This is a genomic window from Piscinibacter sp., from assembly GCF_050175855.1.
Taxonomy (GTDB): domain Bacteria; phylum Pseudomonadota; class Gammaproteobacteria; order Burkholderiales; family Burkholderiaceae_C; genus Piscinibacter.
Map to the genome: position 1 here is coordinate 1 of NZ_JBFXIO010000023.1, position 23624 is coordinate 23624.

Genomic DNA, 23624 nt, shown 5'->3' on the forward strand with positions numbered 1-23624 from the left:
GCTGAAAACGCGGGACGCGCCGGGCTACTCGCCTCTGAAAGAGGCTGGGGCTGCTCGGGCTGTGGTCACTTTAGGCAGTGATGGCTCAGGAGGCAATCGCGTTGACACGCGCGAATGCAACCTAACATCCCTATCTGACCATGCCGTCGCGGGCGGCGCAGGGCGGACCGGGCGGCTTCTCATACTACGACCAGGTCTGTCTGCCCGAGAACGAGAAGGATCTGCACTGGGCGCACGCCGGGCGCTGCTACCGCTCGCAGGTGGTCATCCGCATGAACGGCCGCACCGGGAGCCGCCGCAGGACCGAGGCCTACCTGCTGACGCTGGATGACGCCGGCACGTGGTCTCCCGCCGCGCTGCCCGATGGCACCGTCTCCGATGGCAAGGTCGAGACCTATGCGCGATGCGTCGAGGCCATCTGCGGGCCGGCGGAGACCTTCTTCACGTCGGTCTTCTCGGCCCAGGGCAAGCGGCAGCTCAGCACCTACCGCAACGGCGAGATCAAGGCCCTGCTGGCCGATCTGCTGGGGCAGGAGGACATCCGCGCGCTCGGTCAGAAGGCGGGCGAGACGGCGCGGCAGCTGAAGGCGGCGCTGGCGGCGTCGCGCGCTGAAGCGACCGCGTTCGATGCCGAGCGCCAGCGGTTGGAGGATGACGCCCGTCGATGGCAGGGCGCGGACGAGAGGGTCAAGGCAGCGCAAGCCAGCCGGCAGGCTGCCCACGAACAACGGGAGGCTGCGCGAACGCACGAGGCGTCGTTGATGGCCCTGCAGGAGCAGGCGAAGGCTGTCGAGAGCCGGCGAGCGCAGTTGGTGGAGGAACTGGCGGGCGCCCGTGCCGAGGGTGATCGCACCCTGCAGGACCTGCGCCCGCAGGACCGGGAGGCAACGGAGCAACTCGCACGGCTCGACGGACGTGTGGCGCAGCGTGACGCGCAGGCCAGGGCGCAGCGCGAACGACTGGAGGCCCGCATCCGGTCCCTGCAGCGGGTGCTGGCGGACGAGGGCGCGGTGGCTCGAGCCGGCCGCCGTCTGCCGCTGGCGACAGAGGTGGTGCGTCGCCGCGAGGACCGCGTGCTGGCGCTTCGCGATGCCGTCCAGGACCTTGCGCGTCGTCGCGATGCCGTCGCAGGGCTCGGGCAACGACTGGCATCGCTCGAGCGCGAGGCGGGGCAGGCCGCGCTCCAGGCGGAGGACCTGAGTCGCCGCCTGGCCCTGAGCAACCGCGTGCCGTGCAGCGGGATGCCCATGCAGGGTCAATGCACTCTGCTGTCGGACGCACGCGAAGCGGCCGCGCTGGCGCCGAGCGCCCAGCAGCGGATTCGTCAACTCGCTGCGGAGCGGGACAGTCTTCGGCTTGAACTGCAAGCCCTGCAAGAGGCGGCAAGCCTCAACGTCGGCGCACCGCAGAGCCTGAGCCGGGCCGAGTGCCAGTCGAGGCGAGCCCTAGCCCGTCAGACGGCCTATGCCGCCTTGGCTGCGCGCGGGGCGGAGATGCGCCATGCGCGCGCGGGTCTTGTCGAAGCGGAGGGCGAACTCGCCGCTCTTCCTCTCGCTCCAGACCCGTCGGCCGGGGCGGACATCGCGATCGACACCGACTCCGAAGCGGCCGAGCGTAAGCAGATCATCGCCAGCCGGATGCGCGTTGCCGAGCGTCTCTCGCTGCTGGAAGCTCAGACCCAGGCGGCCATCCAGCGACTCCAGACGGCGATCGACGCGCTGCCGCCGCCGCTGGACGCCGCGCTGCTCGCAAAGGCCCGAGCCCAGGTGGAGCGCTGGCAGGGTGTCCTGGATGAGGCGGAGCGCTCGCATCTGGCCGCTGTCCGCGACGCGCAGGCGCTTACCGCCCTGTCGACCCAGATGGAGGAGCATGGCCGGAGGCGTGACGCAGCCGCGGCCCGCACGGCACGGGTGGAGCAGGAACTCGCGAACTGGCTGCTGTTCGCCCGCTGCATGGGCAACGATGGCCTGATCGCGCTGGCCATCGACGATGCGGGGCCGACCTTGTCCGGCCTGGTGAACGATCTGCTGCTGGCCTGCTATGGCCCGCGCTTCACGGTGGCCATCGAGACCCTGCAGGAGACGGCCAAGGGCGAGCAGCGCGAGGGCTTCGACATCCGCGTCTACGACGCAGAGTCGGGCGAGGACAAGAGCGTCACGGCGATGAGCGGCGGCGAGAAGGTCTGGATCAACGAGTGCTTGGTGCGGGCCGTGGCGCTGTATTTGGCGCAGAACACCGGCCGGCGCTACGACACCCTGTTCTCCGACGAAGCCGACGGACCGCTGGACCTGGAGCGCAAGCGCAGGTTCATGGCGATGAAGCGGCGTGTGCTGGAACTGGGTGGCTACGCGCGGGAACTCTTCGTGTCGCAGACTCCGGAGCTGACAGCGATGGCGGATGCGGTGATCGATCTCGAGTCGATGACTGCGCCTGGATGCTTGGCCTGATCGTCTGGTTCCCCACCGCAGCACATGCAACACAGCGAAGCGTTCCTGTCTGCGGGCGTTCGCCGCGCATGAACCAAGTGGCCGCTCTCCCCCCTATCGGATGGCGGAGGTTCAGGCGTTGTACCGGCGCATGACGGCGGTGGCTAGCGGCTGCATGGCGGCCAGTGACTGAGCCTCGCCATCCCCGGGCCGTGGTCTCCGGGCAGCGACCCGGGGTCGCCGACGATCTGCACTAGACCGGAGGCGCGTCTGGACGCATCCCGATGGACGGAGCGACATGCTTGCCGTCCTGCGGTTGTTCGGCCATCGGTCGCGATGGCGGAGCGGCCTCAGCGGCAGTGCCCGCAGCAGGAGCCGCCTTGGGATGCAGGGTCAACCTGTGCCGCCTCAGCCCGAACCGGCGTGTAGCCCGCCTCGGCGATGGCGTCCTGCAGCTGCTGCGCATCGGCCTCGGTCGGCTCGACCAGCACCAGATGCTTTGGCAGGTCGATCGTGACCTTGACTCCCCGGTCCGCTGACTTCAGCGCCTTGGTGATCGTGCTGGCGCAGTGGCCGCAGGTCATGTCCTGGACTTCGAATGCAATCATGGGGTGCTCCTTCTGCTGGTTGGGATGCCTGACTTTCAGGCTTGCCCTCGTGGGAAGGTCAAGCCAGCCATCCACAAGACCTCACCTGCAGGTCGGGATCGACAGCGCAGCCGGTTGACATTCCCATCATGGGAAGGCTGAAGCTCCTGCGGCATCAACCGACTGCGGACCCGATACGGTCCGGAAGGACCGATCCCATGAACACCCTCGCAAGCGCAACGCCCACGCTGGACTTCAAACTGCCGATCGAAGGCATGACCTGCGCGTCCTGTGTATTGCGCGTCGAGAAGGCGCTCGCGACGCTGCCCGGCGTGGAGAGTGCCGCCGTCAACCTGGCCACCGAGCAAGCGACGGTCCGCGCCAGGGACGGGGTGGCGGGCAACGCCCTGGTGTCTGCTGTGACCGCAGCCGTGCGCCGGGCCGGCTACGACGTGCCGACGCATCGTGTCGAGCTGCAAGTCGACGGGATGACCTGCGCCTCCTGCGTCGCGCGGGTCGAGAAGGCGTTGCTGAAGGTGCCGGGCGTGACGACCGCGTCGGTGAACCTCGCCACCGAGAAGGCCAGCGTCGGGGCGCTGGGCAGTGTGTCCTTCGCTACGCTCGCTGCGGCGATCGACAAGGCCGGCTACGCGGCCAGTCCGGTGGTGGACGCCGCAGCACCCAAGCCAGCGCGCCGCCTGCCTGAGTGGTGGCCCGTGGCAGTGGCCTCGGTGCTGACGCTGCCGCTGGTGCTGCCGATGCTGCTGCAGCTGTTCGGCATTCACTGGATGCCAGACGGCTGGGTGCAGCTGGTACTGGCCACGCCGGTGCAGTTCTGGCTCGGTGCGCGCTTCTACCGTGCCGGCTGGAAGGCGCTGAAGGCCCGTGCCGGCAACATGGACCTGCTGGTCGCGCTGGGCACCAGCGCGGCCTACGGGCTGTCGGTCTACTTGCTGTTCAAGCACGCAGCGCACGGCATGCCGCACCTCTACTTCGAGGCCTCGGCGGCCGTCATCACGCTGGTGCTGCTGGGCAAGTGGCTCGAGGCGCGCGCCAAGCGGCAAACGGCGGATGCGATCCGTGCGCTGAACGCGCTGCGTCCGACGGTCGCCCGCGTGCTGGTCGAGGGGGCCGAGATCTCGACACCGGTCGAGCAGGTGGCGGTGGGTGACATCGTCGTGATCCGCCCGGGCGAGCGTGTGCCCGTCGATGGCCAGGTCATCGACGGCCGCAGCCACGTCAACGAGTCGCTGATCACCGGGGAGAGCCTGCCGGTGGCCAAGGCCGTGGGTGAAACGGTCACCGGCGGTTCAGTCAACGAGGAAGGTGTGCTGCAGGTGCGCACCGGCGCGATCGGCGCCGAGACCACGCTGGCCCGCATCATCCGCATGGTCGAGTCGGCCCAGGCGGCCAAGGCCCCGATCCAGCGCATCGTCGACCGCGTCAGCGCGGTCTTCGTGCCTGTGGTGCTGGGCATCGCCGTGCTGACCTTCGCCGGCTGGCTGGCCTGGACCGGCGACTGGGAGCAGGCGCTGATCAGCGCGGTGGCAGTGCTCGTGATCGCTTGCCCCTGTGCGTTGGGTCTCGCCACGCCGACGGCGATCATGGCAGGCACCGGCGTGGCGGCGCGCCGCGGCATCCTGATCAAGGACGCCGAGGCGCTGGAAGTGGCGCACTCGGTCACCACGGTGGCCTTCGACAAGACGGGCACGCTCACCGAGGGCAAGCCTTCGCTGGTGGCGGTCGAGGCCGGCCTGGACGCATCGGTCGCCCAGGTCCTGACCCTGGCCGCCGCGCTCCAGCAGGGCAGCGACCACCCGCTGGCCCATGCCGTGATGGAGAAGGCCAGGAACGACGGCCTTGCCGTGCCCCCGGCGCGCGACGCCCGGGCGCTGCCGGGCCGCGGCGTGGAGGCGGTGGTCGAGGGCCAGCGCCTGCTGCTTGGCAGCACGCGGCTGATGAACGAGTCGGGCGCACAGCCTGGCGCGCTCCTGATGACCGCTCAGCGCCTGGAAGGCGAGGGCCGCAGCATCTCGTGGCTGCTCGCGCCGAGCGATGGCCTGGGCCATGGCGCTCGCGTGCTCGGGCTGCTGGCCTTCGGCGACACGATCAAGCCGGCATCGCGTGCGGCCGTCGAACGGCTGCGGTCGCTGGGCATCCGCACCGTGATGCTGACCGGCGACAACCACGGCAGCGCCCAGGCGGTGGCGCGCGAACTTGGCATCGACGAGGTGCGCGCCGAACTGCTGCCGGGCGGCAAGGCCGAGATCGTGCAGCAGCTGCGGAGCCAGGGGCAGGTGGTCGCGATGGTCGGCGACGGCCTGAACGACGCGCCGTCGCTGGTGGCCGCCGACGTGGGTCTGTCGATGTCCACCGGCACCGATGTGGCGATGGAAGCCGCCGGGATCACGCTGATGCGCGGCGACCCGCGCCTCGTGGCCGACGCGTTCGACGTCTCGCGCCGCACCTACTCCAAGATCAAGCAGGGGCTGTTCTGGGCCTTCGCGTACAACGTGCTCGGCATTCCGCTGGCGGCTTTCGGCCTGCTGAGCCCGGTGATCGCCGGTGCGGCCATGGCGTTCAGCAGCGTCAGCGTGGTCGCGAATGCGCTGACCCTGCGTCGCTGGCGCGGCGCAGCAACGGATTGATCGAACTGTCTCGAGGAACAAAGGCCATGGGCATGAACATCGGACAAGCTGCCGGCGCCACCGGCCTGTCGGCAAAGATGATCCGGCACTACGAGAGCATCGGGCTGCTGCCTGCGTCCACCCGCACGGATGCGGGCTACCGCCAATACAGCGAACGCGACGTGAACATGCTGCGCTTCATCCGCCACTCGCGCGACCTGGGCTTCTCGCTGGAACAGATCCGCGAATTGCTGGACCTGTGGCAGAACCGCAAGCGGTCCAGCCGGCAGGTCAAGTCCCTGGCCGAGGCACACATCGCGGAACTCGATGCAAAGCTCGCAGAGCTGCAATCGATGCGAGCGGCGCTGGCGCATCTGGTCCACGGCTGCCACGGCGACGATCGACCGGATTGCCCGATCATCGACACGCTGGAGGCGACAGGCCCGGTACTGGCCGGCGCTCCCGCCGATCATTCGCGCGGCGCGGTCGCTCAGCGGCAGCGAGCAGCCTCATCCCGGACCGGACCGCGCACATTGCCGCGCTGATGCCTGAGCATCGTCAAACCGGTTTCGATACACTGACGATATGAACCGCGTCTTCCGCGCCTTCCTTGTCTGGGTCATGGTGATCGCCATGCCCGTGCAGGGCATGGCTGCGTCCGTGATGCTGTACTGCGGGCCGAGCCACGAGCGGATGATGCAAGGGCTGATGGCCGACGCACCGGCGTTGGCTTCCAGTCTGACCACCGCGCCCGGGCACGACCGGATGGCTGCGGATCATGCCGTGCATGAGCACGCGTCACCTGAGTACCCTGTCGCAGACGAGCCCGCCGCCGGTGCCGATGCCAGCGGTGTGAATGGCCTGTCCAAGCATCACGGCAAGTTCACCTGCAGCGCCTGCGCCGCCTGCTGTTCCGCGCTGGTGCTGCCGGCCAGCTTCGTGCTCCCGGTGCCTTCGAGCCCAGAGCATCTTGCGCCCATGTCGCCGGTGGAACCGGTCGCATCGCACCAACCTGACGGCCTAGACCGTCCGCCTCGAACCGTCCTCGCCTGATTCGGCGCGACGCCCTGGGGTGACGCGGGTACCTTGGCGCCCCGCCCGTCGGTTCATCTGACGGTTTGACCAACGGTCCACCGGACCGAACTCTCGCCCCATCCGGCGGATCGCGCCAGATCCTCACCTGCGCACCTGCGTGCCTTGGCCGCAGGACCGTCGTTCGAGTTCTCGCGAGGTTCCCATGCCCCTGTTTCCGTTTCGCCTCGACTGCTGTCGAGGCCTCCCCCTCATCGCGCTGCTGACCGCAGCATCGCTCGTTCAAGCGCAAACCCAGTCCCAGGGCGCGGCCGCCCGCACCGAACGCGCCGACCCGCTCGATGCGCAGGTCCGCGTACCGGCCGCCAATCACTCGTCAGCGCTGGCCAGCTATCGCCGGCTGGGCGACGACAAGCGCATCGACTGGAAAGAGGCGAACGAGGCGGTGAACCGCATCGGGGGCTGGCGCGCCTATGCACGCGAAGCGCAGCAGCCCGAGCCGGCGCCCACGGCACCGGCCAGTCGCGCTGTGCCCGCGCCGGTGGCGGCTTCGGGCGCCGCACCGGCGCACGGCGGCCACAAGATGCATTGAGGGGATGAGGATGACCCGACAACCACCAACACCCCACGTCATCGCCCGTTCAGCGCCTCTCCGTCTCACGGGCCTGGCTGCCCTGGTGCTCGTGCTGACCGGCTGCGCTTCCCTGAGCCCCGATGGCGGTTTCGGTGAGGTCGAGAAGGCCACGGCCGAGCGCATCGGATCCCCGGTGCAGCTGGCCTGGGCCCGGCAGCCCGAAGACCTGGACCGCATCGCCCAGCGCGTGAACCAACTGCTCGGCAAGCCGCTGTCCATGAACGATGCGGTGCAGGTTGCACTGCTGAACAACCGTGGCTTGCAGGCCGCATATGCCGAACTGGGCATTACCGAGGCCGAGATCGTGCAGGCGGGCCGCCTGCCGAACCCGGGCTTCAGCTTCGGCCGCATGACCAAGGGTGACGAGATCGAGCTCGAGCGCGGCCTGCACGTCAACCTGGCCCGCCTCATCGCGATGCCGCTGGTGCAACGCGTCGAGGCACGCCGCCTCGATCAGGTGCGCACCACCGTCGCGATGCAGGTGCTGTCCCTGGCAGCCGACACACGCAAGGCCTGGGTGCAGGCGGTGGCCGCCGATGAGTCGGTGCGCTACAGCCGTCAGGTGATGCAGGCCGCCGAGGCCGGTGCCGAGCTGGCGCGGCGCATGGCGCAGGTGGGCAACTTCAACAAGCTGCAGCAGGCGCGCGAGCAGGGCTTCTACGCCGACGCGGCGCTGAACCTGGCCCGTGCCGAGCAGCAGCAGCGCGCGGCCCGCGAGCGCCTCACACGGCTGCTGGGGCTGTGGGGTGCGCAGACCGCCTTCCAGCTGCCCGAGCGTCTGCCCGACCTGCCGACCCAGCCGCGCGACCTGCCCGACGTCGAGCGCACCGCGCTGGCCCAGCGGCTGGATGTGGCCGCAGCCCGCAGTGGCGTCGAGGCCACCGCACGCAACCTGGGCCTGACGCGTACCACGCGCTTCGTCAACGTGCTGGAGTTGGGCCTGGTGCGCAACAGCAGCAACGAAGGGCCGACGCAGAAGGGCTGGGAGATCGGCTTCGAGCTGCCGCTCTTCGACTGGGGCAGTGCCCGCGTGGCGCGCGCCGAGGCCGTCTACATGCAGTCGCTGCACCGCACCGCCGAGACGGCGATCAACGCCCGCTCGGAGGTGCGTGAGGCCTACGGCGCTTATCGCTCAGCCTGGGACATCGCCAAGCACCAACGCGACGAGATCGTGCCGCTGAAGGCGCGCATCTCGGAAGAGAACCTGCTTCGCTACAACGGCATGCTGATCGGCGTGTTCGAGCTGCTGGCCGACGCGCGCTCGCAGATCGCCAGCGTCAACGGCGCCATCGACGCGCTGCGCGACTTCTGGATCGCCCAGGCCGACCTTGACATGGCGCTCGTCGGCAAGCCCAGCCTCACGGCCGCGGCTGTCCCGGCGATGGCGGCCGGTCCGGCGGGCGATCCCGGCCACTGACGCACCGCGTCGACCCGAACCGAAACACAAGGACACGACCCATGGTTTCCCGAAGAAACTTTCTCAACGGTGCTGGCGTGGCGGCTGCCGCCGTGACGGCCAGCGCTGTCAGCAAGGTGGCGATGGCGGCCCTGCCCGAACCCATCATCCAGACCAAGCCTGACACCATGCCGCCGCTGGTGCCGAACACCGGCAGGCCCTACAACCCCGTCGTCACGCTCAACGGCTGGACGCTGCCTTGGCGCATGAACAACGGCGTCAAGGAGTTCCACCTCGTCGCCGAGCCCGTGGTGCGCGAGATGGCGCCCGGCTTCAAGGCCCATCTGTGGGGCTACAACGGCCAGAGCCCGGGGCCGACCATCGAGGTGGTGGAAGGAGATCGCGTGCGCCTGTTCGTCACCAACAAGCTCGGCGAGCTCACCAGCATCCACTGGCACGGTCAGCGCCTGCCCAACGGCATGGACGGCGTGACGGGCCTGAACCAGCCCGGAATCCCGCCCGGCAAGACCTACGTCTACGAGTTCGTGGCCCGACGTCCGGGTACGTTCATGTACCACCCGCATGCCGACGAGATGGTGCAGATGGCGATGGGGATGATGGGCTTCTGGGTGACACACCCGAATGGCAAGCACCCGCTCATCGACGAGGTCGATCGCGACTTCTGCTTCCTGCTCAACGCCTACGACATCGACCCCGGCAGTGCGACGCCGAAGATCATGACGATGCTCGACTTCAACCTCTGGAGCTGGAACTCGCGCATCTTCCCCGGCATCGACCCGCTGGTGGTGCGGCACATGGACAAGGTGCGCATCCGCGTGGGCAACCTGACGATGACCAACCACCCCATCCACCTGCACGGCCACGAATTCCTGGTCACGGGCACCGACGGTGGCCCCACGCCCAAGAGCACGCGCCAGTACGAAGTGACGCAGGACATCGCCGTGGGTCAGATGCGTCAGATGGACTTCCTGGCCGACGAGGAGGGCGACTGGGCCTTCCACTGCCACAAGAGCCACCACACGATGAACGCCATGGGCCACGGCGTGCCCACGATGATCGGCGTGGACCACAGCGGCGTCGCGCGCCAGATCACCAAGCTCATCCCCGACTACATGGTGATGGGCGAGCGCGGCATGAAGGACATGACGGAGATGGAGATGCCGCTGCCCGACAACACGGCGGCGATGATGGCCGGGCAGGGCCCCTTCGGCGCCGTGGGCATGGGCGGCATGTTCAGCGTGGTGAAGGTGCGCAAGGATCAGAAGCGAGGCGACTACACCGATCCCGGCTGGTACCAGCATCCGCCAGGCACCGTGGCCTACGAGTTCACCGGCAGCCTGCCCGACCCGGCGCGCTTCAAGGCCGAGGGCCGGGGGTCAATGCCTGCCGTCGCCAGGCCAGCGCAGGACGTCGAGGTCAAGGTGCGCAAGCCATCGGGCGGACACAGCGGCCACTGACGGTGCCGCCGACTCCAGCACCTCTCAGCAAACTCTCCTCCAACTGAACATCGACAAGGAAGCCTCATGCAAAGCAGCAAGCGCCATCTCCTGATCGCCGCCTCGGCTCTCGGGCTCGGTATCACCGGGCTCGCCCGCGCGCACAGCAATGAACATCACGCCAAGAAGTCCGGTCCTGTCGTCAAGGAACAGAAGGACTGGGGCATCGCCGGCGATGCCAAGTCTGTCCGCCGCACCATCGAGGTCCGCATGGGCGACAACATGCGCTTCACGCCCGATCGCATCGACGTGCGCCGCGGCGAGACGCTTCGCTTCCGCGTGCAGAACGCGGGCAAGGAAATGCACGAGTTCGTCATCGGCACCAAGGCCGAGAACGCCAAGCACGCCGAGCTGATGATCAAGTTCCCGAACATGGAGCACGACGAGCCGTACATGGCCCACGTGTCGCCGGGCAAGACCGGCGAGATCGTCTGGACCTTCAACCGCGCCGGCACCTTCGAGTTCGCCTGCCTGATCGCGGGTCACTACTCGGCGGGCATGGTCGGCACCATCAACGTCACGGCCTGATCGCTCCGAATCGCAACAGCACTCTCTTCCATCACCCACCCCACCCATCACGGAGTCCTCATGAACCACATCGCTTCCACCCTGCTCGTCGCCGCGCTGCTGAGCGGCCCCGCCCTGGCACAGCAGAAAGCCGATGACCACTCCGCGCACCATGCCGCCACGCCTGCGACGGCGGCGGCGAACAGCGCAGACATGGCCGACGGTGAGGTCCGCAAGATCGACAAGGACGCGGGCAAGCTGACGCTCAAGCATGGCGAGATCAAGAACCTCGACATGCCGGGCATGACGATGGTCTTCCAGGTCAAGGAGCCCGCACTGCTCGACAAGGTGAAGGTGGGCGACAAGGTGAAGTTCCGTGCCGAGAAGGCCGGCAGCGGCTATGTCGTGACCGTCATCGAGCCGGCGAAGTAGCCGTGCAGCGCGGTCCCGCTGTTTCAGCGGCCTGGGAGCTTGACGAGCGTCAACCTCAGTGCTGCGCTTGCGCCTAGCATGAGGGCGCTGACGGGCCATCGCTCGTCGGCCACTCTGTTCATGTCCACGGCCAAGCTCCTTCCACGGCCCCGCCGCACCGCGGCGGCGATGCTGTTCGTCTGGCTGTTCGCGACCTTCGCGAGCTGGGCCAACGCCTGCCTCGTGCAGCCGTCTGCGGCCGCGGAGCGCCGGTCTGAACACCACGGGCGGATCGACGCCGGTGCCGATGTCCGGGCGCACCACGCTGCGGCGGACACGGGAGCGGAGGACGATCGGGACGCCGGCCTTCAGTCCTGCATCAGCTTCTGCGATTTGGAGCAGAGCGTCGTCGCGAAGGCCCAGCCCACGAAGGCGGATGGCAACGCCGACTCTGGCATGCCGCCGCCTGCTGCATTGGGCAGTTGGCCGTCGCAGGCACCGGATCGGGCCGAGCCCCGCTGGCGATCGCGCGCCGCGCCCCCGCCACCGGGCGTGCCCGTGACCATCGCGTTCCTGCGGCTGACGCGGTAGCCCCTGCGCCGGGCTGGTGCGCGCGTGGCTGCTTGCCCGCGCTGCTGCCGGCCCATCACGCGTTGTCTGCCCGGCTTGCTGCCGCCGCGGGCTCCTTCCCCGTCATGCGCCGTCTTGCGACGGCAATCCGTTCACGTTCACCACTGGAGACTCACCATGACCACGCTTCGATCGCTCGTCCTTGCTGGCACGGCTACCGTCGTGCTCACTGCCTGCGCTCAGACCCCCAGCGCACCCGGCGCCGCGGACCACGCCGCACACCATCCTGCCGGTACGGCGGCTCCTGCCTCCGCGCCCGCATACCGCATGGCAATGATGGATACGCACATGACCAAGATGCGCGAGATGCACGAGAAGATGTCGCGTGCGGGCACGCCGCAGGAGCGGCAGGCCCTGATGGCCGACCACATGAAGCTGATGCAGGAAGGCATGGCGATGATGGGCGGCATGGGCCCTGGCGGCATGGGCGGCATGGGGATGGGAGGCATGCGGGCCATGGGCCCGGCCGGTGCGGCGAGCGCCCCGATGGACATGGCCACGCGCCATCAGATGATGGAAAAGCGCATGGAGATGATGCAGTCCATGATGCAGATGATGATGGACCGCATGGGTCCGCCGCCGGCCCGGCCCTGAGCCATGCCGGTTCGCAGCAAGCCCTGGAAGGCCGCCGCGCTCATGGCGGCGGCCGTCGCCGCAATCGCCGTCTACGCGGCGGTGGTCTGGAAAGCGGACCCCGCCGCGGAGCGGCCAGTCCAGCTGCGGCCAGGCGATGCGGCCGTCATTGCGCTCGGGCAGCAGGTCTACACGGCGCAGTGCGCGGCCTGCCACGGCGCGCGGCTGGAGGGTCAGCCCAACTGGCGCGAGCGCGGCCCGGATGGCCGGCTGCCGGCGCCGCCGCACGACCCGAGCGGGCACACCTGGCACCACCCGGACGAGCTGCTGTTCCGCATCACCAAACACGGCGTGGCCAAGGCCGCGAACCTGAAGGACTATGCGTCGGCGATGCCGGCCTACGACGGCGTGCTCAGTGACGCCGAGATCGTCGCCGCGCTCTCGTGGATCAAGGCGCAGTGGCCGGCCGACATCCGCGCCCGGCACGACGAGCTGAACCGGGCCGCCAGCCGTTGAGGCACCGGCGCGGAGCCGCTTGACCTTCACACGGGGGCAAGGCCTATGGTTGACCTGTACCGCCCGGGCATCACGGATGCCCAACCAACCGAGGAGCTGCTCATGAACCATCCCGTCCAAGACGCCGGCACACCGCGCAGCCGCAAGCCGCTCACGGTGGCAGTGCTGATGGTGGCGCTGATCGTGGTGTTCTACCTGCTGCGCGAGCACTGGGGTCACGTGGCCGGCCTGTGGCCCTACCTGCTGTTGCTGGCCTGCCCGCTGATGCACCTCTTCCATGGGCACGGCGGACACGGGCGCCACGGGACTCATGGACGGCAAGGGTCCGACCACGGGTCCCACGGAGGCTGACGCGATGGACATGCAGGCGCACCCGAAGCATGGTGACCACCAAGGCCACGACCACGATCACGGCCATCACGACCACTCGCACCATCACCCTGCGCACGACCCCGCGCACGGGCCGGCGCAAGGCCACGCGGCGGGGGATGCTGGGCCGCCTGCCTCACCACCACCGGACTCGCCCGCAGGCACGATCTACACCTGCCCGATGCACCCCGAGATGCGCCAGGACCATCCCGGCAACTGCCCCAAGTGCGGCATGACGCTGGAGCCGGTGCTGCCTACGCTCGACGAGGACGAGAACCCCGAACTGGCGGACTTCCGCCGCCGCTTCTGGTGGACCTTGCCGCTCACGCTGGTCGTGACGCTGCTCGCGATGGTCGGCCACCGGCTGCAGTGGTTTGACATGGCCACCCAGAGCTGGATCGAGCTGGTGCTGTCGGTGCCCATCGTGCTGTGGGCCGGCTGGCCGTTCTTCGTTCGCGGCGTGCAGTCGGTGCGTTTGCGCAGCCCGAACATGTGGACGCTGATCGGCCTGGGCACCGGGGCCGCCTTTGCCTACAGCGTCGTGGCGACGGTTGCGCCGGAGGTGTTCCCAGCCTCGTTCCAGGCGATGGGGCGCGTGGCCGTGTACTTCGAAGCGGCGGCGGTGATCATCTCGCTGACGCTTCTCGGCCAGATCCTCGAGCTGAAGGCGCGCTCGCAGACCTCGGCGGCGATCAAGTCGCTGCTCGGCCTGGCGCCGAAGACGGCTCGGCGCATCGGCGCCGACGGCACCGAAGCCGACGTGCCGCTGACGCACGTGCATGTCGGCGACCTGCTGCGCGTGCGGCCCGGCGAGAAGGTGCCAGTCGACGGCGTCGTGACCGAAGGCTCCAGCGCGGTCGACGAGTCGATGCTGACCGGCGAGCCGGTTCCGGTGAGCAAGCGCCCGGGCGACAAGCTCATCGGCGCCACGCTGAACACCAGCGGTGCGCTGGTGATGCGTTCCGAGCGTGTCGGCGCGCAGACCATGCTGTCGCAGATCGTGCAGATGGTGACGCAGGCGCAGCGCTCGAAGGCGCCGATGCAGCGCATGGCCGACCAGGTGGCGGGCTGGTTCGTGATGGCGGTCGTGGCCATCGCGGTGGCCACCTTCTTCGCCTGGGGCGTGTTCGGTCCCGACCCGAGCTGGGTCTACGGGCTGATCAATGCAGTTGCCGTGCTGATCATCGCCTGCCCGTGCGCGCTCGGTCTGGCGACGCCGATGTCCATCATGGTTGCCACCGGGCGCGCGGCCACGCGCGGCATCCTGTTCCGCGACGCGGCGGCGATCGAGCACTTCCGCAAGGTCGACACGCTGATCGTCGACAAGACCGGCACCCTGACCGAAGGCAAGCCGGCCTTCGACCGCGCCGTGCCCGCCGATGGCTTCGCGGCCGACGAGGTGCTGCGCATCGCCGCGAGCCTGGACCAGGGCAGCGAGCATCCGCTGGCCGACGCCATCGTGCAGGCCGCCCGCGCGCAGGGGCTGGCACTGGCCAAGGCCGAGGGATTCGAGTCCAGCAGCGGCATCGGCGTGCGGGGCAGCGTGCATGGGCACCGCGTGGCGCTGGGCAACACCGCGCTGATGCACCAGGAAGGCGTGGCTGTCGACGCCCTCGTCGGGCAGGCCGAGGCCTTGCGTGCGGAGGGCGCCAGCGTGATGCACCTGTCGGTGGACGGGCGCCTGGCGGGACTGCTCGCGGTGTCCGACCCGGTGAAGGCGAGCACACCCGAGGCCCTGGCTGCGCTGCACGCCGCCGGCCTGCGCGTGGTGATGGCCACAGGCGACGGCCTGACCACGGCGCGTGCGGTCGCGAAGCGGCTCGGCATCGACGAGGTGCACGGCGAAGTCAAGCCCGCCGACAAGCTGGCTCTCGTGCAGAAGCTTCAGCGCGAGGGCAGGGTGGTGGCGATGGCCGGCGACGGCATCAACGACGCGCCGGCGCTGGCGCAGGCCGACGTGGGTGTGGCGATGGGCACCGGCACCGACGTGGCGATGAACAGCGCGCCGGTCACGCTGGTGAAGGGCGACCTGCGCGGCATCGCGCAGGCGCGGCTGCTGTCGCAGGCGACCATCGCCAACATGAAGCAGAATCTCGGTTTCGCCTTCATCTACAACGCGCTCGGCGTGCCGCTCGCCGCCGGGCTGCTGTTCCCGTTCACCGGTTGGCTGCTGTCGCCGATGATCGCGGCGCTGGCGATGAGCTTAAGTTCGGCGTCGGTGATCGGCAACGCGCTGCGGCTGCGCAAGGCAGCGCTCCTGCGGGACTGACCCACGCCACGCGGTGGACCTCGTCGCGCACACTCTCTGGGCCGCTGCGGGGGCGGCGGCGGTCCATCGTCGCCGCCCACTGTCGCGAGGCACGGTGGCGGCCGCGCTGGTCCTCGCGGCCTTGCCGGACGTGATGCATCTGCTGCCGCTTGCCGCTTGGTGGGCGCTCGGTGACGGCAGCTTTGCAGCGGTGCGCGGCTACGCGCTGGCCTCGCCCGGGCAGGAGCCGTGGCTGCCGCCCATCGTCGAGCTGTGGTCGCACCACCTGCACTGCGTGATGCACAGCGCACCGGTTGCTGGGCTCGTGACCGCGCTCGGCTGGGCGGTGCGACGTGTGTTCTGGCTCCCGCTGCTCGGCTGGTGGTCGCACCTCGTGATCGATGTGTTCACGCACTCAGCCGACTACTACGCGGTGCCGGTGCTCTACCCGTTCACCGAGCGTGGGTTCGATGGCATTGCATGGACCACGCCGTGGTTCATGGTGCTCAACTATGCGGCGCTGGTGCTCGTGGGGACCTTTCTGCTCGTTCGTCGGAGGCGTCCCAGTGAAAGCTGAGTCGCCGCTGGCCTTTCACCATCGCAGCGAGATCGTGCTGCCGGTCGAGCCCGAGCGCCTGTTCGCCCACCTGGACGACCACCGCCGCCTGTCCGGCCACATGGAGAAGCCGTCGCTGATGACGGCGGGCGCTTCGATGCGGATCGACACCGATGCGGATCACGGCCAGGCGGTGGGTTCGGTCATCCGGATGAGCGGTCGCGTCCTGGGTGTGCGGCTCGGGCTCGAGGAAGTGGTGACCGAACACGCCCCACCGCAGCGCAAGGTCTGGGAGACCGTGGGCGAACCGACCCTGCTGGTCATCGGCGCCTACCGGATGGGTTTCAGCATCGAACCGTTCACTGGGGGCTCGCGACTGGTCGTCTTCATCGACTATGCGCGGCCGGGGCGAGGCCTTGCCCGCCTGCTCGGGGGTCTCGTGGGTCGCTACTACGCGGCGTGGTGCACGCGGCGGATGGCAGAGGACGCCCGTGCAGCCTTTCCGGGGCCGATCCGAGGGCCCGCGCCGAGCGCGCGGTGAGCCGCATCTCTGGTCCGGCTTTGTCTCTACAGTACGCGCATGATTCATCGCATATCCGTTGCTCTGAGCCTGGCGATCCTCTGCTCCACCGCAGCGCGGGCCGACATCATCGACATCGCCTGGAACGAACAGGGCCGCTTCGAACGCCGTGTCAGCGTGGCCCCGGGCAAGTTCGCCGAGGTCTGCGGCAAGCTCGCCCGGGCCGATTCAGTGGCCTGGCGCTTCGAGGCCAGTGGCCCGCTGAACTTCAACATCCACTATCACGAGGGCAAGGATGTGCGCTACCCGGAGCGCCGCGATGCCCTGGCCGGCGCCAGCGGGCGCCTTCAGGTGGTACTTGACCAGGACTACTGTTGGATGTGGACCAACAAGTCGGGCCAGGCTGTCGACCTGAACCTCCTGCTGACGCGCTGAGGCACACGTGCGGAGCGCTTGATGCGGGACAAGGCGCGATGGCCGGGGGGAACGTAGACTTCGATTCATGCGCGCGTTGCGTCGTCATCGCGGCTGGCTGTCCGGCTGGCTGATCGCCCTGGTGCTGTTCACGCAGCTGGCCACGGCGGCGTACGCCTGCCCGCAGCTCTCGCCGGCGCCTGACGACGTTGCGGCCGCAATGGCGGCCATGCCGGACTGCGAGGGCAGCATGCCCACGCGCATGGACCCGGACCAGCCGCAGCTGTGCAAGGCCCACTGCGAGACCGGCAAGACCTCGGTGAACAGCCAGGTGGCCGCGCCGGACGCGCCGCCGGCCATGGCGGTGGGCGCCGCCTTGGTCGGCATCGTCGACGTGGCCGAGGCCGCCCAGCTGGCGGCCACGATGCCCGCCTCGGTGGCCGACGGGCCGCCCGTCGGGTCACCGCCGCTCTACCTCTCCTTCCTCGTCCTTCGGAACTGACCCGCGGACCTGGGTCCGGGTGCGCTGTCTCGGCGCACCCGGATCTCTTGCGTTCGCCGTGCGTTCGATCCGAAGGAGAGTGTCGTGTCTCGATTCAACGTTCGCGTGCCGCGCCGGCACGCCGGGCGGCGCCAGCCGTCCACCCTGGCCTTGGCGTGGGTGCTGGGCCTGGCCGCCCTGACACCCAGCGCTGCGTGGGCTGCCCCTGACGCTCCGTCGCTGAGCTATGCCGAGGCGCTCGAGCTGGCGCGCCAGGCGGCACCGGCACTGCGTGCGCAGCAGGCCACGCTGGCCGGCTCGTCGGCCCTGGCACCAGCGGCGTCCACGCTGCCCGATCCGCGCCTGTCCGTCGGCATCGAGAACCTGCCGATCGCCGGGCCGGATCGCTGGAGCACGACGCGCGATGCCGGCACGATGCAGCGCATTGCGCTGATGCAGGAGATGCCCAACCGGGCCAAGCGCGATGCGCGCGAGCAGGTTGCACAGGCCCGCATCGAGCGCGATCGGGCGACGCTGGCGGCCACGGAACTCGCGGTGCGCCGCGAAGCCGGCCTGGCCTGGCTCGCTGTGCACTTCGCGGAGGCCCGGCTGTCGCAGGTGGCCGGCCTCCAGCGCGAGAACCGGCTGCTGCAGGACACGCTGCCGGCCCGCATTGCCGCCGGCTCGGCCATGCCCGCGGAGTTGACGATGGCGCGCCAGGAAGCGCTGGCCATCGCCGACCGGACCGACGAGCTGGCGCGGGACGTGCGCAAGGCGAGGGTGGAACTGCGCCGATGGATCGGTGAGCGTGCCGCTGCGCCGCTGCAGGGCGCAGCGCCGGCTATGGACGTGAACGGCGACGCCTTGCGCAGCTCGTTGCCGCATCACGCCGAGCTGGCACCCTATGCGCCGATGCGTGCGATGGCCCAGGCCGAGGTGGCCGAGGCCGATGCGGAGAAGCGCGGCGACTGGTCGTGGGAGGTGGCGTACAGCCGGCGGCCACGCTACGACGACATGGTGTCGTTCCAGCTCAGCTTCGACCTGCCGTGGCAACGTGATCGCCGCCAGCAGCCGCAGATCGAGGCCAAGCGGCGCGAGATCGAACGCATCGAGGCCGAGCGCGAGGAACTGCTGCGGCGCCATGCCGCGGAGACCGACGCGATGCTGGCCGAACTGCAGGCGCTCGACACGCAGGCCGAGCGGCTGCGGGCCGCCGGTCTGCCGCTGGCCGCCGAGCGCGTGGCCCTGGCGACGGCGGCCTACCAGGCCGGCCGTGGCGATCTCGCGGCCGTGCTGACGGCGCGCAGCCAGGTGCTGGAAACGCAGCTGCGCGCCATCGACCTTGACGCGCAGCGCGCCGCCCTGCGCCTGCGCCTGTCCACCCTGATTGCGGAGTAACACGATGAGCTTTTCATCCAACCCCTCGTCCTCAAAGACCGTGGTGGCCGGCGCGGTGTTGCTGCTGGCCGGCATCGGCGCCGGCTGGGCGCTCTCGCAGTGGCTGTCGGCTGGCGGCCATGCAGGCGCTTCGGCAACGGCGGCTGCACCTGCCGCCCCTGCCGCCCCTGCCGCCGAGCGCAAGGTGCTGTACTGGTACGACCCGATGGTGCCGACGCAGCGCTTTGACAAGCCCGGCAAGTCGCCGTTCATGGACATGCAGCTGGTGCCCCGGTACGCTGACGAGGCGGGTGCCGACGCCGGGTCGGCGGTGGCGGTGTCGCCGCAGGCCATGCAGTCGCTCGGCCTTCGCGTCGCCACGGCCGAGAAGCGCGTGCTGCAGGCGGCGGTGGACGCGGTCGGTACAGTCGGGCTCAACGAGCGCGATGTCAGCATCGTGCAGGCACGCGCCAACGGCTTCGTCGAGCGTGTCCATCCGCGTGCGCCGGGCGACGTAATCCCCGCGGGCGCCCCGCTGGCCGAGGTGCTGCACCCAGACTGGCTGGCGGCGCAGCGCGAGTACCTCGCGGTGCGGGCCACCGGCGACGCGGTCCTGGCACAGGCAGCCCGCTCGCGGCTGACGCTTCTGGGCATGCCGGCCGCGCTCATCGAGCGCGTGGATGCCAGCGGGCAACCGCAGGCCGTGACGACCATCGTGGCGCCGTCGGGCGGGTTGATCGCCGAGCTGATGGTGCGCCAAGGCATGACGGTGGCCGCCGGCATGACGCTGGCGCGCATCAACGGCCTGGGCACGGTGTGGGTCGAGGCGGCCGTGCCCGAGGCGCTGGGCGCGGCAGTGGTCACGGGCCAGCCCGCCGAGCTGCGGCTGGTGGCGTTCTCGGGCGAGGTGCTGCGCGGCAAGGTGGCGGCAGTGCTCCCGGAGGCGAGCCGAGACACGCGCACGCTGCGCGTGCGCGTCGAGGTGCCCAACCGCGGCGGCCGGCTGCGTGCCGGCATGTTCGGGCAAGTTCGGCTGCTCGGTGCGGGGCAGGGCACCGAGGTCGTCACCGTCCCCGGCGAGGCGGTGATCCGCACCGGGCGCCGCGCGCTGGTCTACGTGGTCGACGCGCCGGGCCGGTACCGCCCGGTGGAAGTGGAACTCGGCGCCGAGGTCGACGGCCGGGTGGCCGTGCTCAAGGGGGTGGAGGCTGGGCAGCAGGTGGTGGCCTCGGGACAGTTCCTCATCGATTCCGAGGCCAGCCTGCAAGGGCTGACCGCGCGTGCCCCGGCGGAAGCGGCCGCGACCACTGCAGCAGCGGCCAGCGCGCAGCAGGGGCCGACCGGCGAGTTCACCACCCGCGGCCGCGTGGTCGAGCTCGACGCGGCGGCGATCACCCTGGAACACGAAGCAGTCCCTGCGCTGAAGTGGCCGGCGATGACGATGCCCTTCCAGCTCGCGCGGCCGGACCTCGCGCGCGGGCTGAAGGCCGGCGATGCGGTGCGCTTCCGCTTCCGCCAGAAGGGCGATGAGCACGTGGTCACCGCGATCGACCGCGAACCTGCCGTGGCCGACCCGCACGCCGGCCACGGCAGCACCGGAGCGCCGCGATGATCGCCGCGCTGATCCGCTGGTCGGTGGCCAACCGCTTCCTCGTGGTGCTGGCCACGCTGTTCCTCGCGGCCGCAGGCCTGTGGGGCGTGCGCACGACGCCGGTCGATGCCTTGCCCGACCTGTCCGACGTGCAGGTGATCATCCGCACGACGCTGCCCGGGCAGGCGCCGCAGATCGTCGAGAACCAGGTCACCTATCCGCTGGCGACGACGATGCTGTCGGTGCCCGGTGCGAAGACGGTGCGCGGCTTCTCGTTCTTCGGCGACAGCTTCGTCTACATCCTCTTCGATGACGGCACCGACCTGTACTGGGCGCGCTCGCGCGTGCTGGAGTACCTCAACCAGGTGCAGGGCCGGCTGCCGGCCGCGGCGAAATCGTCGCTCGGGCCGGACGCCACCGGGGTGGGCTGGATCTTCCAGTACGCGCTGGTTGACCGCACCGGCCGCAGTGACCTGTCGCAGCTGCGCGCGCTGCAGGACTGGTTCCTGAAGTACGAGCTGAAGGGCCTGCCCGGCGTGGCCGAGGTGGCCACCGTGGGCGGCATGAACCGCCAGTACCAGGTGGTGCTCGATCCGCTGAAGCTGGCCGCCTACGGCGTCACGCACGCGCAGGTGCGCGAGGCGCTGATGGCCGGCAACCAGGAAGCTGGCGGCTCGGTGCTGGAGCTGGCCGAGGCCGAATACATGGTGCGCGCCAGCGGCTATCTGAAGACGCTGGACGACTTCCGCGCCGTGCCGCTGGCCACGCGCGGCGGCGTCCCGGTGAAGCTGGGCGACGTGGCGACGGTGCAGGTGGGGCCGGAAATGCGCCGCGGCATCGCCGAACTCGATGGCGAAGGCGAGGTGGCCGGTGGCGTGGTGGTGCTGCGCTCGGGCGCGAACCCTCAGCAGACCATCGCGGCCGTGAAGGCCAAGCTTGCAGACCTGCAGGGCAGCCTGCCGCAGGGCGTGGAGGTGGTGACCACCTACGACCGCAGCGCGCTGATCGAGCGCGCCATCGACAACCTCTCGGCGAAGCTGATCGAGGAGTTCATCGTCGTCGCGGCCGTCTGTGCGATCTTCCTGTGGCACCTGCGCTCGGCGCTGGTGGCCATCATCGCGCTGCCGCTGGGCGTGATGGCGGCATTCCTGATCATGCGCTGGCAGGGCATCAACGCGAACATCATGTCGCTGGGAGGCATCGCGATCGCGATCGGCGCGATGGTCGACGCGGCCGTGGTGATGATCGAGAACGCGCACAAGAAGCTCGAGGCCTGGCAGCACGCGCACCCCGGCGAGAGCCTCGTCGGCGAGGCGCGCTGGAAGGTCATCACCGAGGCGGCCGAGGAGGTCGGCCCGGCGCTGTTCTTCTCGCTGCTGATCATCACGCTGAGCTTCATCCCGGTCTTCACGCTGGAGGCGCAGGAAGGGCGATTGTTCGGGCCGCTGGCATTCACCAAGACCTACGCGATGGCGGCCGCCGCCGCGCTGTCGGTGACGCTGATCCCGGTGCTGATGGGTGCGTGGATCCGCGGCCGCATCCCCGACGAGCAGAGAAATCCGATCACCCGCGTGCTGATCGCGATCTACCGTCCGGCGCTCGAATGGGTGCTGCGCTGGCCGAAGGCGACGCTGGTGATCGCGGTGGTGCTGGCGGCGAGCACGGCCTGGCCGCTGTCGCGGCTGGGCGGGGAGTTCCTGCCGCGGCTGGACGAGGGCGACCTGCTGTACATGCCGTCGGCGCTGCCGGGCCTCTCGGCGCAGAAGGCGACCGAGTTGCTGCAGATCACCAACCGCATGATCAAGACCGTTCCGGAGGTGGAGCGCGTCTTCGGCAAGGCTGGCCGCGCCGAGACCGCGACCGATCCGGCACCGCTGGAGATGTTCGAGACCACGGTCAAGCTCAAGCCCCGCGAGCAGTGGCGGCCGGGCATGACGCCCGACCAACTGGTCGAGGAACTCGACTCGGCGGTGAAGGTGCCGGGACTGGCCAACATCTGGATCCCGCCGATCCGCAACCGCATCGACATGCTGGCCACCGGCATCAAGAGCCCGATCGGCGTGAAGGTGACCGGCAGCGATCTCACCACGATCGACCGCATCGCCCAAGGCGTGGAGCGGGTTGCCAAGACGGTGCCGGGCGTGTCGTCGGCGCTGGCCGAGCGCCTGACCGGCGGGCGCTACATCGACGTGCAGATCGACCGCGCGGCGGCTGCGCGCTACGGACTGAACATCGCCGACGTGCAGGCGGTGGTCAGCGGTGCGATCGGCGGCGAGAACGTCGCCGAGACGGTCGAAGGACTGGCGCGCTTCCCCATCAACCTGCGCTATCCGCGCGAGTGGCGCGACACGCCCGAGCGGCTGGCGGCGCTGCCGGTGCTGACGCCGATGGGCCAGCAGATCACGCTGGGCACGGTGGCGAAGATCGTCGTGGCCGACGGGCCGCCGATGCTCAAGAGCGAAAACGCGCGACCCTCGGGCTGGGTCTATGTGGACGTGCGCGGCCGCGACCTCGCGTCGGTGGCGGCCGACCTGCGCGCCGCGGTGGCGCGCGAGGTGAAGCTCGCTCCCGGCGTGAGCATCGCCTATTCGGGCCAGTTCGAGTACCTCGAACGCGCCAACGCGCGGCTGAAGATCGTCGTACCGGCGACGCTGATGATCATCTTCGTCCTGCTGTACCTGACCTTCCGGCGCATCGACGAGGCGGTGCTGATCATGGCCACGCTGCCTTTTGCGCTGACCGGCGGCGTTTGGTTCCTCTGGGCGATGGGCTACCACCTGTCGATCGCCACCGGCGTGGGATTCATCGCGCTGGCCGGCGTGGCCGCCGAGTTCGGTGTGGTGATGCTGCTGTACCTGAAGCATGCGCTGGAGGCCAGGCTGGTGGCCGGCACGCCGCTGACGCTGCCGGTGCTGCTCGACGCAATCCGAGAAGGGGCGGTGCTGCGCGTGCGGCCGAAGGCGATGACGGTCGCGGTCATCCTGGCTGGCCTGGTGCCCATCGTCTGGGGCAGCGGCACGGGCTCCGAGGTGATGAGCCGCATCGCCGCGCCGATGCTCGGGGGCATGGTCACCGCGCCGCTGCTGTCGCTGTTCGTAGTGCCGGCGGTGTTCGCGCTGCTGCGATCTCGGCAACAAGGCTCAGCATCGGTCTGACGGAAGCGGGGCCGGGCTGCCGAATGGTCGGGCTCGCAAAGAAGAAACGGCGCCGCG

22 protein-coding genes are annotated in these 23624 nt (G+C 69.7%); 21 read left to right on the forward strand and 1 reads right to left on the reverse strand.

All coding sequences use genetic code 11. The features are described 5' to 3' along the window. The first annotated feature begins 140 nt into the window (after positions 1-140). Entirely contained in the window at positions 141-2447 is a 2307-nt protein-coding gene (locus AB7U92_RS03530) for a DNA repair protein (RefSeq protein ID WP_428574800.1), read from the forward strand. Positions 2448-2776: 329 nt separating this feature from the next. Here the strand turns inward: AB7U92_RS03530 and AB7U92_RS03535 are convergent, their stop codons facing one another. Then, complete coding sequence (locus tag AB7U92_RS03535) at positions 2777-3034, reverse strand: heavy-metal-associated domain-containing protein (RefSeq protein WP_425260329.1); 258 nt, start codon at positions 3032-3034, stop codon at positions 2777-2779. Positions 3035-3231: 197 nt separating this feature from the next. Here AB7U92_RS03535 and AB7U92_RS03540 point away from each other — a divergent pair, with 197 nt between their 5' ends. The 20 genes from AB7U92_RS03540 (at position 3232) to AB7U92_RS03635 (ending at position 23567) form a co-directional block, all read left to right on the forward strand. Then, positions 3232-5661 (forward strand): heavy metal translocating P-type ATPase, encoded by a 2430-nt coding sequence (locus AB7U92_RS03540; RefSeq protein WP_428574803.1) that lies wholly within the window; start codon positions 3232-3234, stop codon positions 5659-5661. A 26-nt stretch (positions 5662-5687) separates the two neighbouring features. After that, positions 5688-6185: a Cu(I)-responsive transcriptional regulator gene (cueR, locus tag AB7U92_RS03545; protein WP_419186786.1), complete on the forward strand. Its 498-nt coding sequence runs from the start codon at positions 5688-5690 to the stop codon at positions 6183-6185. Between the two features lie 40 nt (positions 6186-6225). After that, the gene (locus AB7U92_RS03550) at positions 6226-6693 is read left to right on the forward strand and encodes a hypothetical protein (RefSeq protein ID WP_428574806.1); all 468 of its coding nucleotides are present in this window, start codon (positions 6226-6228) and stop codon (positions 6691-6693) included. Positions 6694-6877: 184 nt separating this feature from the next. Continuing rightward, positions 6878-7264, forward strand: a complete 387-nt coding sequence (locus AB7U92_RS03555; RefSeq protein ID WP_104301967.1) for a hypothetical protein — start codon at positions 6878-6880, stop codon at positions 7262-7264. 85 nt (positions 7265-7349) lie between these two features. After that, positions 7350-8723, forward strand: a complete 1374-nt coding sequence (locus tag AB7U92_RS03560; RefSeq protein ID WP_428574808.1) for a TolC family protein — start codon at positions 7350-7352, stop codon at positions 8721-8723. 41 nt (positions 8724-8764) lie between these two features. Then, entirely contained in the window at positions 8765-10180 is a 1416-nt protein-coding gene (locus AB7U92_RS03565; protein WP_425260325.1) for a multicopper oxidase family protein, read from the forward strand. A gap of 66 nt (positions 10181-10246) precedes the next feature. Next, positions 10247-10747 (forward strand): cupredoxin domain-containing protein, encoded by a 501-nt coding sequence (locus AB7U92_RS03570; RefSeq protein ID WP_104301970.1) that lies wholly within the window; start codon positions 10247-10249, stop codon positions 10745-10747. Positions 10748-10807: 60 nt separating this feature from the next. Further along, positions 10808-11158 carry a copper-binding protein gene (locus tag AB7U92_RS03575; RefSeq protein ID WP_104301971.1) on the forward strand — a complete coding sequence of 117 codons (351 nt, stop codon included), beginning with the start codon at positions 10808-10810 and terminating at the stop codon, positions 11156-11158. 78 nt (positions 11159-11236) lie between these two features. Beyond that, positions 11237-11728 carry a hypothetical protein gene (locus AB7U92_RS03580; protein ID WP_104301972.1) on the forward strand — a complete coding sequence of 164 codons (492 nt, stop codon included), beginning with the start codon at positions 11237-11239 and terminating at the stop codon, positions 11726-11728. Between the two features lie 156 nt (positions 11729-11884). Beyond that, the gene (locus tag AB7U92_RS03585; RefSeq protein WP_104301973.1) at positions 11885-12361 is read left to right on the forward strand and encodes a hypothetical protein; all 477 of its coding nucleotides are present in this window, start codon (positions 11885-11887) and stop codon (positions 12359-12361) included. Between the two features lie 3 nt (positions 12362-12364). After that, positions 12365-12856 (forward strand): c-type cytochrome, encoded by a 492-nt coding sequence (locus tag AB7U92_RS03590; RefSeq protein ID WP_211286883.1) that lies wholly within the window; start codon positions 12365-12367, stop codon positions 12854-12856. A gap of 102 nt (positions 12857-12958) precedes the next feature. Beyond that, positions 12959-13207 carry a DUF2933 domain-containing protein gene (locus tag AB7U92_RS03595; RefSeq protein ID WP_104302019.1) on the forward strand — a complete coding sequence of 83 codons (249 nt, stop codon included), beginning with the start codon at positions 12959-12961 and terminating at the stop codon, positions 13205-13207. Positions 13208-13211: 4 nt separating this feature from the next. Beyond that, positions 13212-15494: a copper-transporting P-type ATPase gene (locus tag AB7U92_RS03600; RefSeq protein WP_428574813.1), complete on the forward strand. Its 2283-nt coding sequence runs from the start codon at positions 13212-13214 to the stop codon at positions 15492-15494. Positions 15495-15507: 13 nt separating this feature from the next. Then, positions 15508-16050 carry a hypothetical protein gene (locus AB7U92_RS03605; protein ID WP_425260317.1) on the forward strand — a complete coding sequence of 181 codons (543 nt, stop codon included), beginning with the start codon at positions 15508-15510 and terminating at the stop codon, positions 16048-16050. Continuing rightward, a complete protein-coding gene (locus tag AB7U92_RS03610; protein WP_428574815.1) occupies positions 16040-16570 on the forward strand; it encodes an SRPBCC family protein in 531 nt (176 codons plus the stop codon). The genes AB7U92_RS03605 and AB7U92_RS03610 overlap by 11 nt, the downstream gene beginning before the upstream one ends. Positions 16571-16609: 39 nt before the next feature. Next, complete coding sequence (locus AB7U92_RS03615) at positions 16610-16984, forward strand: hypothetical protein (RefSeq protein ID WP_173806274.1); 375 nt, start codon at positions 16610-16612, stop codon at positions 16982-16984. Positions 16985-17051: 67 nt separating this feature from the next. Beyond that, positions 17052-17465, forward strand: a complete 414-nt coding sequence (locus tag AB7U92_RS03620; protein ID WP_173806273.1) for a hypothetical protein — start codon at positions 17052-17054, stop codon at positions 17463-17465. Positions 17466-17549: 84 nt separating this feature from the next. Beyond that, positions 17550-18842, forward strand: a complete 1293-nt coding sequence (locus AB7U92_RS03625; RefSeq protein WP_425260315.1) for a TolC family protein — start codon at positions 17550-17552, stop codon at positions 18840-18842. Between the two features lie 4 nt (positions 18843-18846). Continuing rightward, positions 18847-20433: an efflux RND transporter periplasmic adaptor subunit gene (locus tag AB7U92_RS03630; protein WP_428574819.1), complete on the forward strand. Its 1587-nt coding sequence runs from the start codon at positions 18847-18849 to the stop codon at positions 20431-20433. Next, positions 20430-23567, forward strand: coding sequence for an efflux RND transporter permease subunit (locus tag AB7U92_RS03635; protein ID WP_428574821.1), 3138 nt, complete (start codon positions 20430-20432; stop codon positions 23565-23567). Before AB7U92_RS03630 ends, AB7U92_RS03635 begins: the two co-directional genes overlap by 4 nt. The last annotated feature ends 57 nt before the right edge of the window (positions 23568-23624 follow it).

Bases quoted from the DNA above. Each gene is read 5' to 3' on its own strand.
- AB7U92_RS03590 (WP_211286883.1), top strand. From the start codon at position 12,365: ATGCCGGTTCGCAGCAAGCCCTGGAAGGCCGCCGCGCTCATGGCGGCG.
- AB7U92_RS03535 (WP_425260329.1), bottom strand. From the start codon at position 3,034: ATGATTGCATTCGAAGTCCAGGACATGACCTGCGGCCACTGCGCCAGC.
- cueR (WP_419186786.1), top strand. From the start codon at position 5,688: ATGGGCATGAACATCGGACAAGCTGCCGGCGCCACCGGCCTGTCGGCA.
- AB7U92_RS03570 (WP_104301970.1), top strand. From the start codon at position 10,247: ATGCAAAGCAGCAAGCGCCATCTCCTGATCGCCGCCTCGGCTCTCGGG.
- AB7U92_RS03615 (WP_173806274.1), top strand. From the start codon at position 16,610: ATGATTCATCGCATATCCGTTGCTCTGAGCCTGGCGATCCTCTGCTCC.
- AB7U92_RS03630 (WP_428574819.1), top strand. From the start codon at position 18,847: ATGAGCTTTTCATCCAACCCCTCGTCCTCAAAGACCGTGGTGGCCGGC.
- AB7U92_RS03530 (WP_428574800.1), top strand. From the start codon at position 141: ATGCCGTCGCGGGCGGCGCAGGGCGGACCGGGCGGCTTCTCATACTAC.
- AB7U92_RS03595 (WP_104302019.1), top strand. From the start codon at position 12,959: ATGAACCATCCCGTCCAAGACGCCGGCACACCGCGCAGCCGCAAGCCG.
- AB7U92_RS03580 (WP_104301972.1), top strand. From the start codon at position 11,237: ATGAGGGCGCTGACGGGCCATCGCTCGTCGGCCACTCTGTTCATGTCC.
- AB7U92_RS03600 (WP_428574813.1), top strand. From the start codon at position 13,212: ATGGACATGCAGGCGCACCCGAAGCATGGTGACCACCAAGGCCACGAC.
- AB7U92_RS03540 (WP_428574803.1), top strand. From the start codon at position 3,232: ATGAACACCCTCGCAAGCGCAACGCCCACGCTGGACTTCAAACTGCCG.
- AB7U92_RS03565 (WP_425260325.1), top strand. From the start codon at position 8,765: ATGGTTTCCCGAAGAAACTTTCTCAACGGTGCTGGCGTGGCGGCTGCC.
- AB7U92_RS03555 (WP_104301967.1), top strand. From the start codon at position 6,878: ATGCCCCTGTTTCCGTTTCGCCTCGACTGCTGTCGAGGCCTCCCCCTC.
- AB7U92_RS03575 (WP_104301971.1), top strand. From the start codon at position 10,808: ATGAACCACATCGCTTCCACCCTGCTCGTCGCCGCGCTGCTGAGCGGC.
- AB7U92_RS03620 (WP_173806273.1), top strand. From the start codon at position 17,052: ATGCGCGCGTTGCGTCGTCATCGCGGCTGGCTGTCCGGCTGGCTGATC.
- AB7U92_RS03635 (WP_428574821.1), top strand. From the start codon at position 20,430: ATGATCGCCGCGCTGATCCGCTGGTCGGTGGCCAACCGCTTCCTCGTG.
- AB7U92_RS03550 (WP_428574806.1), top strand. From the start codon at position 6,226: ATGAACCGCGTCTTCCGCGCCTTCCTTGTCTGGGTCATGGTGATCGCC.
- AB7U92_RS03585 (WP_104301973.1), top strand. From the start codon at position 11,885: ATGACCACGCTTCGATCGCTCGTCCTTGCTGGCACGGCTACCGTCGTG.